The sequence below is a fragment of the Rhodococcus sp. 7Tela_A2 genome, from assembly GCF_049311045.1.
In the GTDB taxonomy this organism is placed as follows: domain Bacteria; phylum Actinomycetota; class Actinomycetes; order Mycobacteriales; family Mycobacteriaceae; genus Rhodococcus.
Window position 1 is genome coordinate 1 of record NZ_JAXION010000128.1, and the last position, 11,284, is coordinate 11,284.

The 11,284-nt window shown below is 67.4% G+C and carries 10 protein-coding genes; 5 read left to right on the forward strand and 5 right to left on the reverse strand.

Annotation, left to right across the window (positions count from 1 at the left end; genetic code table 11):
• Window positions 1-66 precede the first annotated feature (66 nt).
• Together bphC and TVH25_RS18465 are read right to left on the reverse strand one after the other, a co-directional pair.
• Window positions 67-978 carry a biphenyl-2,3-diol 1,2-dioxygenase gene (gene bphC / locus TVH25_RS18460; RefSeq protein WP_169618944.1) on the reverse strand — a complete coding sequence of 304 codons (912 nt, stop codon included), beginning with the start codon at window positions 976-978 and terminating at the stop codon, window positions 67-69.
• Window positions 979-1,008: 30 nt separating this feature from the next.
• Window positions 1,009-2,181: an acyl-CoA dehydrogenase family protein gene (locus TVH25_RS18465; protein ID WP_296550500.1), complete on the reverse strand. Its 1,173-nt coding sequence runs from the start codon at window positions 2,179-2,181 to the stop codon at window positions 1,009-1,011.
• Between the two features lie 237 nt (window positions 2,182-2,418).
• Here TVH25_RS18465 and TVH25_RS18470 point away from each other — a divergent pair, with 237 nt between their 5' ends.
• Together TVH25_RS18470 and TVH25_RS18475 are read left to right on the forward strand one after the other, a co-directional pair.
• Window positions 2,419-2,904, forward strand: a complete 486-nt coding sequence (locus tag TVH25_RS18470; protein WP_296550501.1) for a nuclear transport factor 2 family protein — start codon at window positions 2,419-2,421, stop codon at window positions 2,902-2,904.
• A 20-nt stretch (window positions 2,905-2,924) separates the two neighbouring features.
• Window positions 2,925-3,473, forward strand: a complete 549-nt coding sequence (locus tag TVH25_RS18475) for a nuclear transport factor 2 family protein (RefSeq protein ID WP_296550502.1) — start codon at window positions 2,925-2,927, stop codon at window positions 3,471-3,473.
• A 30-nt stretch (window positions 3,474-3,503) separates the two neighbouring features.
• On the opposite strand, the gene TVH25_RS18480 is transcribed toward TVH25_RS18475, so the two are convergent.
• The gene (locus TVH25_RS18480; RefSeq protein WP_296550503.1) at window positions 3,504-4,409 is read right to left on the reverse strand and encodes an alpha/beta fold hydrolase; all 906 of its coding nucleotides are present in this window, start codon (window positions 4,407-4,409) and stop codon (window positions 3,504-3,506) included.
• A 125-nt stretch (window positions 4,410-4,534) separates the two neighbouring features.
• Between TVH25_RS18480 and nhaA the strand changes: the two genes are divergently transcribed.
• Window positions 4,535-6,388, forward strand: coding sequence for a Na+/H+ antiporter NhaA (gene nhaA, locus TVH25_RS18485; RefSeq protein ID WP_296550504.1), 1,854 nt, complete (start codon window positions 4,535-4,537; stop codon window positions 6,386-6,388).
• Between the two features lie 109 nt (window positions 6,389-6,497).
• Complete coding sequence (locus tag TVH25_RS18490; protein WP_296550505.1) at window positions 6,498-7,418, forward strand: SDR family oxidoreductase; 921 nt, start codon at window positions 6,498-6,500, stop codon at window positions 7,416-7,418.
• Window positions 7,419-7,869: 451 nt separating this feature from the next.
• On the opposite strand, the gene TVH25_RS18495 is transcribed toward TVH25_RS18490, so the two are convergent.
• Window positions 7,870-8,385, reverse strand: a complete 516-nt coding sequence (locus tag TVH25_RS18495; RefSeq protein ID WP_422425137.1) for a protein tyrosine phosphatase — start codon at window positions 8,383-8,385, stop codon at window positions 7,870-7,872.
• Between the two features lie 146 nt (window positions 8,386-8,531).
• Here TVH25_RS18495 and TVH25_RS18500 point away from each other — a divergent pair, with 146 nt between their 5' ends.
• Window positions 8,532-9,959, forward strand: a complete 1,428-nt coding sequence (locus tag TVH25_RS18500; RefSeq protein ID WP_296550507.1) for an Hsp70 family protein — start codon at window positions 8,532-8,534, stop codon at window positions 9,957-9,959.
• Here the strand turns inward: TVH25_RS18500 and TVH25_RS18505 are convergent.
• A complete protein-coding gene (locus tag TVH25_RS18505; protein WP_422425140.1) occupies window positions 9,930-11,249 on the reverse strand; it encodes a YibE/F family protein in 1,320 nt (439 codons plus the stop codon). The two genes, TVH25_RS18500 and TVH25_RS18505, sit on opposite strands and share 30 nt — an antisense overlap.
• Window positions 11,250-11,284: the final 35 nt, after the last annotated feature.

Genomic DNA, 11,284 nt, shown 5'->3' on the forward strand with positions numbered 1-11,284 from the left:
CGCCCCCGCCCCCCCCCCCCCCCCCCGCTTCTGAGCGAGTGTGCTTGCGGGGTACGTTGACCCGCGCTATCCGGCGGGCGGTGCGAACGCCTTCAGCGGCTCCGAGCCGGTCTGGTCGTGGCCCCAGTACGCGTCGGCGGTGATCTCCTCGGACGTGTAGAACCGTTCGTCGACCAGCATGCCTTCGGTACCGAACTCGAGATCCCATCCGCCCGGTGCGCGGACGTAGAACGAGATCATCTTGTCGTTGGTGTGGCGGCCCAGCGTCGAGGAGATCGAGAAGTCCATGCGGTTGACCCGATCGAGGGCCTGACCCACTGCGTCGAGGGTGTCGACCTCGGTCATCAGGTGCACGAGCCCGGGCTCCTCGTTCGGCGGTGCCGGGCACAGCGCGAGGCTGTGATGGCGCTCGTTGATGCCGAGGAAGCGCACGCGGACGAGGCCGTCCTCGTCGAGACGGATCGAACCGCGCGGCAGGAACCCGAGTACCTGCGTGTAGAACTCGTACGTCTCGGCGAAGTTCGCCGAGGGCAGCACCACGTGACCGAGGCCGTGGCGTCCGGTGACCCAGCGTCCCGCGAATCGGGTGACCACGGGGCTGTGGTCGAGAACCGGGCCGAAGAACACCTCGAGGCGCGTACCGGACGGATCCTCGAACGCGATGGCACCTTCCGCGTCGATGTAGGTGGCCTCCTTGTGGGAGAGCACCTCCACCGTCCGGCCGGACTTCTCGACCGCTTCACGCACACGCTCGAGTGCGAACTCGTCACGTACTTCCCAGCCCACGGCCAGTGCCTTGTCCGAATCGCCGGGCAGGACCTGGATGCGGGAGCGACGCTCGTCGACGCGTGCGTAGAACCCGTCCTGCTCGGGACCGGAACCCTCGGCCATACCGAGGCCGTCGAGCAGCAGTTCGCGCCAGCGCGGCACGTCCTGTGTCTGAATCCTGAGGTAACCGAGACCCCGTAACTCTGTCATGTCAGTTGTTCCTCGAAAGTAGTAGGTGGATCAGATCATTGCGCGGTATGCGCCCTGCGGCTCGCCGCCGAGCTGGGTGAGGGCGGCCGAGTGGTAGATCATGCCGGGCACGTGAATGGCGTGGGTCAAGCCGACGTGCGCGTCGCGCCAGAAACGCTGCATCGGCGTCTTCAGGTGGACGGCCGCACCGCCGGCGCGGGCGAAGACCTCGTCCATCGCACGCACTGCACGCCACGCCGCCGAGATCTGGGTGCGCCGGCCGATTGCCCGCTCCTCGAAGCTGATCTCTTCACCGCGGTCGGTCTTGTCCCAGAAGCGGTCGACGGTCTCGAGCAGAGCCAGTCGCGAGGCGGAGATCTCGGATGCGGCCTCGCTGATCGCGAAGAGAACGTAGGGGTCTTCCTTGATCGGGACGCCGGTGACCTGGACCCGCTCCTTCTGGGCCGCGATGTAGCAGGCGAGCGCGCCTTCGGTCATGCCGATGAGCGACGACGTGATGCCCAGCGGGAAGATGTAGGAGAACGGGAACTTGTACAGCGTCTCGTCGCGCCCGGCGTGACGCCAGCCGTTGCCGCTGAGCACGATTTCCGCGTCGAGGGTGCGGTGCTCGGGGATGAAGGCGTCCTTGATGATGAGGTCCTTCGAGCCCGTGCCGCGCAGGCCGATGACGTTCCAGCTGTCCTGGTCGATCTCGTAATCGGAGCGGGGAAGCACGACGTGCAGGACCTTGTCGGTCCGGTTGCCGTCCTTGTCTCCGACTGCCGCTCCGATCATGATCCATCCGCAGTGATCCGTGCCGGACGAGAATGCCCAGCGCCCGTTGAGGATGTAACCGCCGTCGACCGGCACCGCGACACCCATGGGCGCATACGGCGACGCCATCCACATGTCGTTGTCGGCGCCCCAGATCTCCTCCTGGGCCTTCGGATCGAAGAATGCCAGCTCCCACGGGTGGACACCCACGATGCCGGCGACCCAGCCCGTCGCGCCGTCGAGTGCGCCGAGCGCCATGACGGTCTCGGCGGCCTCACGGGGATGGCCTTCGAATCCGCCGTACTCCTTGGGCTGGAACGTGCGGATGATGCCGGACTCGCGCAGGTGCTTCGCGGTCGTGTCGGTCAGGCGCATGAGCTTGTCGCCCTCGACGCCTTCGGCGCGGATCTCGTCCGCGTGCTGCATGATTCTGTCCAAAACGTGGCCCATGGCGTGACTCTTCCTGGGTATCGGCTGTGGGAGCCGAGCGGTGGGGTGGTGTCCCGATAAGGGGTGGGGACCGGCGCACACAGTGTGCCGATGCGCTACCCCGAACAGTGGCAGGGACCACACCCACCCGCATCGATGTTTCCGTTGAACGGGACAGCAACTGCGCCACCTGCGGGGGCGCGGTACAACGAGGACAACGCACCGGCCGTCCGTGCCCGCACCTTCCGAAGGAGCAAGATGACCGACACCGCAGCTCTGGTGGCTTCCCTGCTCGAGCGTGTCCAGGCACTCGAAGACAAGGCAGCGATCCAGGAGGTGCTGTCGGCGTACGGGCCTGCCGTCGACGCCGGTGACGCCGACGCGGTCGGCGAATTGTGGGCCGAGGATGCCGTCTACGACATCGACATCCGGGTGATGGAGGGCCGCGACGCGATCACCGAGATGGTCCGCACCCGTCCCCATCAGGACTACATCAACGAGGGCTGTGGCCACCTTCTCGATCCCGTCCACATCCGGGTCGACGGCGACACGGCCGTCGCGACCTGCCATTCACTGTTGCTGCGCCGCAACCTCGATGCCGATTCCTTCCGCGTCTGGCGCGTCACGGCCAACCGCTTCGAGCTGGCGCGCATCGACGGAGCCTGGAAGATCACGCGCCGCACGGCCCGGCTGCTCGACGGTAGCGCCGGCGCACGCGAGTTGCTCGCGCGAGCGTCCCGCTGACACCGACCGGAGGATATGTCTTGTCGCAGAACGAAACACAGAATATCGCTTCGGAATCGCCAGCGCTCACCCTCGGTGCCGCAGAGCAACTTCTCGCCATCCGGGAGATCGAGCGGGTCTTCGCCGCCCGGCTCCGGGTGATGGACAACAAGCAGTGGGAGTACTACCCCACCTTGCACACCGAGGACGTCGTCAGCGAAACGTGGCAGGGCCTGCCCGGCGACAAACGCCCCAGCACCGACGGTGAATCGGGCCGTGTGGTAGGGCGTACGGCGCTGACGCGTGCCATCAGCAACCTGCTCGACGGCCCGGTGAAGGTGACCTCGGCGCATCACGGGCACTGCCCCGAGATCGTGCTGGAATCCGACACCACCGCCCGCGGTATCTGGGCGATGGAGGACCGGTTGTGGTGGGACAACGCCGGCACCGAGGAATCGCTACACGGGTGGGGTCACTACCACGAGCGTTACACCAGAGTCGATGGTGTATGGCTGATTTCGTACCGCAAGCTCACCCGTCTCCGGCAGGTGCACACGCCGGGATTCTTCTCGTTCCTGAAACCGCTCTGAGCCTTTCGGCACTCCCGCGGCGCACCGGCGTCACGCGCGAGCAGCGGACCCCTTCTCTGCCGCCCGGGCATGGCCGACGATCTCGCCGGTGAGCTGTGGCCACAACTGTGGGGGCAGGTTGTGGCCCATGCCCGGAACCACCACCAGGCGGGCTCCCGGAACGGCGTCGGCAGTTGCGATTCCGCCGTCCACCTCGACGAGCGGATCGTCTTCGCCGTGGATGACCAAGGTCGGGATCGTCAGGTTGCGTAGTCCCGGAGTGCGGTCGGGGGAGACCAGGATCGCAGCGAACTGGCGCGCGACACCGGCGGCGTCGTGGCTCCGGAGGAACGATCGCCGCCCAAGGTCGGCGACACGTGATTCGTCGAGCGGGTATCCGGGCGAACCGATCACCCGGTACACCTGAAGGGAACGTTCGGCGGCGCTGTCCGGGTCGGTCGGCTGCGGAAGGAACAGCGCCGCTGACGCCTCCGGTCGCGTCCGACCCACCTCCCGCGACGGCGTGGACATGATCGATGTCAGGCTCCGTACCCGGCTGGGGTGATCGATCGCGAGTTGCTGGGCGATCATGCCCCCCATCGACGCACCGACGATGTGCGCGGACTCGAGACCGAGCGCGTCGAGCAACCCTGCTGTGTCCTCGGCCATGTCCACCAGCGTGTACGGCGGTGCAGGCGTGCCCTGTCCACCGAGCAGCGCACCCAGGTCGGGAACTCCGGCCTCGTCGAGGTGACCGGACAATCCGATGTCGCGGTTGTCGAAGCGGATCACGTGGAAGCCGTGGCCGGCCACAAGTCCGCAGAATTCGTCGTCCCACGCGAGCATCTGGGTGGCGAGACCCATGATGAGCACAAGGGGTGGGGCGTCCGCGTCGCCGAACGTCTCGTAGGCCAATTCGAGGTCGCCGACTGCTGCGCGCTCGGTCCGGTCGGTCATGGGCATCCTTATCGCTCGCTACCGGTGTCTGTTCGTACCCTGCCATGTCGCGCGGTCGTCTTTACGCTTTCGAGGGGACGTTGGAGTGTTCCGGAGGAGACTCGGAACGGACTTCGGAGGGGCACATGACGGTCGACGGCAATCCCACGAACCTCCGCCGGGTGTCCAGGCTGCTCGCCGGCATCCGTGACGGCACCGATGACGACACGCTGGCGGCGGGATTCCTGCTCGCCGCCACGGTCGTGGCGCTCGTCTGGGCGAACCTGGGGGATTCCTACGAGGCGTTCTGGCGCACCCCGCTGAGCATCCGGATCGGGGACTACGGCATCACCCTCGACTTGAAGAATTGGGTGAACGACGGCCTGATGACGTTGTTCTTCTTCGTCGTCGGTCTGGAAGTGAAGCGGGAACTCACGATCGGAGAGCTCACCGATCGCACGCGGGCCGCTGTTCCCCTGGTAGCCGCCGTTGCCGGTCTCGCGTTGCCTGCTGTGCTCTACCTGTTGCTCAACCCGAGCGGGGAGGCTGCGGGTGCGTGGGGCGTGGTGGTATCCACCGACACGGCGTTCGTGCTGGGCGCGCTCGCGCTCGTCGGACCACGGTGCCCGGCCCGGTTGCGGGTGTTCATCCTGGCGCTCGCGGTGGCCGACGACATCGGCGCGCTCGCCATCATCGGGTTCTTCTACACCGAGCAACTGAGGCTCGGGTACCTGCTGCTCGGCTTCGTGGGTTTGCTGTTGATCATGCAGTTCCGCCGACTCGAAGTGTGGCGTGGCGTCGCCTACTTCCTCGTCGCGGCCGCAACGTGGGTGGCCTTCTACGAGTCGGGCGTGCATCCCACTCTTGCCGGTGTGCTGATCGCGCTGATCCTTCCCATCTACCCGCCGCGGCGCGCCGAGGTGGAACGGGCGGGTCAGCTCACGCGGGCGTTCCGTCAATCACCCAATCCCGACTACGCACGCGCGGCTCAACTCGGTGTTCTCCGCGCCGTGTCCGTCAACGAGCGGTTGCTCCGGTTCTATCAGCCGTATACCGCCTTTCTCGTGGTGCCGATCTTCGCTCTCGCGAACGCCGGTGTGGTGATCACCGGTGAGACGATTGGCGACGCGATCGTCTCACCGATCACGTGGGGGGTCGTCCTCGGTCTGGTGGTGGGCAAACTGGTCGGGATCACCGCAGCCACCGCAGTGTTCTCCCGTCTTCGGCCCGGGAGCCTGCCGCCGGGCCTGACTCTCTCGCAGGTCAGCGGTGGGGCAGCACTTGCGGGCATCGGATTCACCATCTCCCTGTTCATCGTGGACCTGGCGTTCGAATCGCCCGAGGCCGCCAACGATGCGCGCATCGGTGTACTCGTCGCAGCCGTGCTCGCGACCGGATCGGGCTGGGCGCTGTTCCGGTTGGCGGATCGACGCCGCCCCACCGACGGCGTCACCGGACTCGTGCTGTTACGTCCGGTCGATCCGAGCCGAGATCACGTGAGGGGACCGGAAAACGCACCGCTCACGCTCGTGGAGTACGCCGATTTCGAGTGCCCGTTCTGCACCAGGGCCACCGGGGGCATCCAGGAAGTACGCACACACTTCGGTGACGACCTCCGGTACGTCTTCCGGCACTTCCCGCTCGATGCGGTGCATCCGCACGCGCGTTTCGCAGCCGAGGCTTCCGAGGCGGCCGCGGCGCAGGGCAAGTTCTGGGAGATGCACGACCTCCTCTTCGCCCACAGCGACGCCCTGTCCGAAGAGGAGATCTACGACTACGCCGAGCGACTGGGCCTCGACATGGACCGATTCGACGAGGATCTGCGGTTGGACCGCTACCGGCACCGAGTCGACGACGACGATCTCGACGCCGCGACCAGCAACCTGTCCGGGACACCCACGTTCTACCTCGGAGCCACCGGCACGGGTCTTCCCTTGCACACCGGGCCGTTCGACGCGGCGACCTTGATCAGCAGACTCGAAGAAGCGCGCGAGCCCTGACCGCTACCGGACCCACACCCAGGCGAGGTTTGGGTGCTCATACAGCGGGAAGCCGACGTGCAGAGCAGCACCCGACCAGTTCAGGAAGGCCCGATGGAGGGAGACATTGATGGCTGAAGAGGACGCCCACACAACGCGGACCGATCAACTCCGCTTCCAGGACCCCGTGACTCGCTACCCGTCGATCACGCCCCCGGAGCAACATCAGCCGGAACCGGGGCACGAATCCGAACTCGAGCCACGAGCCGACATCGGTGAGTTCTCGTACCGCGGCACCGGTCGCCTTCAGGGGCGCAAAGCACTCGTGACCGGCGGTGATTCCGGAATCGGTGCCGCTGTGGCGATCGCGTTCGCGCGAGAGGGAGCCGACGTCGCGATCTCACATCTGCCCGAGGAAAAACCTGACGCGGAGAACGTCGCCCGCATCATCTCCGAGAGCGGCCGGAAGGCGGTGACGCTCAGTGGCGACCTGACGGACGCTCGTTTCTGCCGCAGCGTGGTGGATGACGCGGCCGAACATCTCGGCGGACTCGACATCCTCGTCAACAACGCGGGCAAGCAGATCGCGACGACCAGTCTCGAAGAGCTGCCCGACGAGCAACTCGAGGAGACGTTCGAAACGAATATCCTCGCGATGTTCCGGACCACTCGCGCCGCGCTCGCGCATCTGGAGGCCGGGAGCACCATCATCAACACCACGTCGATCGTCGCGTACATGCCGTCGCCGACGCTGATGGATTATGCCTCCACCAAGGCGGCGATCAACAACTTCACGAAGGGCCTGGCAAACCAGCTCGCCAGCAAGGGTATCCGCGTCAACGCCGTCGCACCAGGTCCGATCTGGACACCGCTGCAACCTTCCGATGGGCAGCCGAAAGAGGAACTTCCCGAGTTCGGGCAGAACACACCCCTGGGGCGTGCGGGGCAGCCCACCGAACTGGCGCCGGCGTATGTGTTCCTGGCGTCGCCCGAATCGAGTTACGTGGTGGGATCGACGATCCACGTCAACGGTGGGATGCCGTCCCCGTAAGCCACTTCTTCGAGCCTGCGCCGTCGACTGGTCGCGGGTGCACCGAGTCGACGCGGTACACGCCTACGACGTGGTAGGCGTGTACCGCGTCGGCGGTCGGAGGTTTCGTGTCATGTGGCGCACGGCCCCGGGCGTCACCGACAATCGAGCCCGCATCGTGAGGCATGAAGCCCCGACCGACGCCTCGCCTCCATCCGAGTCTCCTCCCCGAGACCGGCCGCTGCGCAGATGTTCTGCGTATTCACTTGCGACACACGGTTTATCCGTCGCCCTACGGTTCCCGTTACGCCACAGGGCATGCTTCGGCAAGGTTCATCTGTTCGGATTACAGACCGGCGAACACGGCGAGGTCTCGAGGTGCTCGGTTCCCGCCGGCCGTGCGCGACGGTGAGGGTCGTCACTCGTCGGAGCCGCGGCCCGTGGTCCACACACCGCGGCGTCCGGCGGACGGCTACGCCCGGATGCGGGCGAGCAGGGGTAGCAGCAGGTCGGCGATCTCCGATCCGACCGCGACGAATGTCTCCTCGTCGCGACCGATCGGGTCGACGATGTCTTCCGGCCCGGATGCGGGAAACTGTGCCCGGGCCTCTGCCAGTTCTGCGACGGACGCGGCGCCCGAAGCCTGCTGCACGCGCGCGGCTTCCGCCAGCGTGAACGTCACGCGCATCATCCGCGGTGCGAGCGTGATCACGTCGCCCCGATGCTGTTCGCTCATCGTGAGGACGAGGTCGGCGTCCTCTGCGATTTCCGGAGTCAGCCGTCTCGCGACGAATCCTTCCGGGTCACCCCCGAGTTGCTGCAACACGAGCGCGGCGGTGGGCTCCATGCCGTGTCCCACCACGGCCCTGGTGCCCGCGCTGTGGGTGTCGAGGTCGTCCCGCCCCGACTCGGCGGCAAATGCTGTGGTCAACCGTTCGGCGGTGGGCGAGCGACAGATGTTTCCGGTGCACACGAAGAGAATCCGCATCCGCCGATCGTAGGGGACGTCGCCGCGAGGGGCTGTCCCACGAACCGGCCCTGGCGTCGTATCCGGCATTGGGTAGCATCGGAGCGATTCGAAAGGCGCCGGGGAGACACAACGCCGCTGGCGCGACCAACTGTCGAAGGCGGCTCATGAGTTCGGTTCTCGGTGTAACCGTGGGGGAAAGCGCCGTCCGGATCGTGCGTCCGGTGGATCGGGCCGCACCCTCTGCGGGTTTTCAATTCCAGGTCGTGGAGACCGGTAAGGACGATCCGGCGCGACTCGCGGCGAGCACGCTCGGCGTGCTGTTCCAGGCAGGCGTGGCGGGCGATCCGATCGAGACGGTCGGGCTCGTCTACCGCGATCAGGCACAGGCCGAACGCCTGCGTGCCGCACTGTCCGCCGAGAAGCTCGACCGCTTCACGCTCGTGTCCGAGCCGGAAGCGGCCTTGACCTATCTGCAGGCGACCGGCGAGCTGGGCAGCAACACCGCGGTCTTCTACGACCTCGGCGACGCGGGCCTGACGGTCACCGTGGTCGACCTGCGCGCCGGCCAGGTCCTCGCCGAACGGACCGACTCGATCGGTGGCCGCGTCTTCGACAAAGCCATCCGCGAACATGCGCTCGATACCAACGGCGTGTGGCGTCCCGACGACCCGAGCACCGACAACGAATTGTCGGCGCAGTGCCGGCAGGCGAAAGAGAAGCTCTCCGAGAGCGATACCGTGGCGGTTCCCGGAGCGGCCGGTGTGGTGTTCCTGTCGCGCGACACCTTCGACCCGCTGATCTCGCAGTGCGTCGAGTCGTCCGCGCAGTTCGTGCACAACGTCATCGCCCGCTCGAACCGCAATCCCGAGGCCGTGGTGCTGCTCGGGGGCGGCGCGCACGTGCCGCTGGTCCAGGAAGTGCTGCGCTCGTGGCTGAAGCTGCCGCTGGTCGTGCCTCACGAACCCGAACTCGTCCTGGCCAAGGGCGGTGCGATCGTCGCTGCGCGGCCGCCGTCGTCGCAGCCGATCAGTCCGCTCACCCGAATCGTGCCTCCGCGTCCCGCGCCGGTCAGCGAAGACACCGACCGCATTCCGGTGGTCAAGGCGGCGGTGTCCTCGCCGCCGCCGGAGAAGCCTGCGGAGAAGACCGACGACGACGCGAAGCCGTGGTGGGCCGCGCTGTCGTGGCGGGGACCTTCGGTCAGCGGCAAGCAGATCTCCGGTGCCGGACTGGCCGGGTCGGCGCTGGCTGTCGTCGCGGTGATCGGTATCGCCTTGAGCGCGGGGAACTCCGTGTTCGGAGCGCCTGCGGACGGCCGCGGGACGAGTCCTACGCAGTCGTTCGATCAGCCCACGACGTCGTCGACGCGGCCACGGCCCGCGCCCGCTGTGTCACCGTCGACGGTCACTCCCACAACCACCACCGAGTCGCCCACGACCACCTACGAGCCGCGACCGGTACCGCCGCCTCCGTCGCCGGAACCGACTCCGGAACCGCAGATCCCGGGCCTGAACATTCCGGTACCGACGTTGCCGCCGCTCCCGACGATCGAACTGCCCCGGCTACCGGAACTCCGCGTACCCGGTCTGTGACCTACCGGCCCGGCTGCCCGCCCCCCCCCGGGGGGGGGGGGTGGCCCCGCCCGGCGCGACCGGCGGGCTTCCGGCCCGGGACAGCACGGCGGCGATCGCTGTGGTGAGGGGAACCGACAGCGCCAGCGCGATACCGCCCACGCATGCGCGCACGATCTCGACGGCCACCGCGTCGCCGGTGACCACGTCGGAGATCGACCGGCCCGCGACGGAGAAGAGCAGCAGCAGCGGCAGCGCACCACCCGCGTAGGCGAGCACGAGCGTGTAAACGGTGCTGGCGATGTGGTCGCGGCCGACCCGCATCGCGGACGCGAAGATCTCCCGGCGCGACGCGCGCGGATCCAGGGATGCCAGTTCGAACGCCGACGACGCCTGCGTGATCGTGACGTCGTTGAGCACACCGAGCGAGCCGATGATGAAGCCTGCCAGCAGCAGACCGCTGATCGACACGGTGCCGATGTACATCTGGACGTCGGTGTTCTGTTCTTCGGACAGACCCGTCAGATGGGTCATCCGGATCGCGACGTACGAGAGCAATGCGGCGAGGGCCATCGACGCGAGGGTGCCGAGCAACGCCGAACTGGTCCGCAGATTGACCCCGTGGGCGAGATACAGCACGGCGTAGAGGATCAGTGCTCCGCCGACCAGCGCGACGGGGACGGCCGGCTTTCCGTCGAGGAGCGCCGGGAGCATGAACATCACGAGCACAGCGAACGCGACGCCGAGGCCGATGAGCGCCCGCAGGCCGCGCCAGCGGGCGACGGCGACGATGACGATCGCGAACGTCGCGATGACCAGGCTCAGTGGCAGGCCGCGCGCGAAGTCGTAGAACGAGTACTGGGTGGCCCCGGTGGGGTCGGTCTGGCGGACGATCCGGATGTCGTCGCCGGTGCTCAATTCGGGCTGCCCGGGACCAGGGACCACCTCGAGCAAGGTGAAGGCGCCGGCGTTGGGACCGGACTCGATCGCGATGACGCTGCGCTCGCACTCGTATGCCCCGCCGACGGGCGGGGGCAGCGGGTCGCCGGGGAACACGCGCCCGGACGACGGGCTACCGCACGCGCCGGGACCTTGCTCCACCACTGTTCCGGCTTCGGTGACCACTGCGTCACCGCCGGTGGTCTGGAACGGGGCCGGAACGTCGATGGATTGACTGCTCGGCCAGAGCAGCACCGTTCCGAGGAGGACGACGGCGCCGATGGCCACCAGCAATCCGATGACGATCTTCGCGGCGAGCGGGCCCAGTGGTGCAGGTCCGTCGAAGTGGCCGTGTCCGTGTCCGTGACTCACGGCCACAGGCTAACCACCCGCCGCGCGACACGCGC

Bases quoted from the DNA above. Each gene is read 5' to 3' on its own strand.
- TVH25_RS18480 (WP_296550503.1), bottom strand. From the start codon at position 4,409: ATGACCGACCGGACCGAGCGCGCAGCAGTCGGCGACCTCGAATTGGCC.
- TVH25_RS18465 (WP_296550500.1), bottom strand. From the start codon at position 2,181: ATGGGCCACGTTTTGGACAGAATCATGCAGCACGCGGACGAGATCCGC.
- TVH25_RS18495 (WP_422425137.1), bottom strand. From the start codon at position 8,385: ATGCGGATTCTCTTCGTGTGCACCGGAAACATCTGTCGCTCGCCCACC.
- TVH25_RS18490 (WP_296550505.1), top strand. From the start codon at position 6,498: ATGGCTGAAGAGGACGCCCACACAACGCGGACCGATCAACTCCGCTTC.
- TVH25_RS18470 (WP_296550501.1), top strand. From the start codon at position 2,419: ATGACCGACACCGCAGCTCTGGTGGCTTCCCTGCTCGAGCGTGTCCAG.
- TVH25_RS18500 (WP_296550507.1), top strand. From the start codon at position 8,532: ATGAGTTCGGTTCTCGGTGTAACCGTGGGGGAAAGCGCCGTCCGGATC.
- nhaA (WP_296550504.1), top strand. From the start codon at position 4,535: ATGACGGTCGACGGCAATCCCACGAACCTCCGCCGGGTGTCCAGGCTG.
- bphC (WP_169618944.1), bottom strand. From the start codon at position 978: ATGACAGAGTTACGGGGTCTCGGTTACCTCAGGATTCAGACACAGGAC.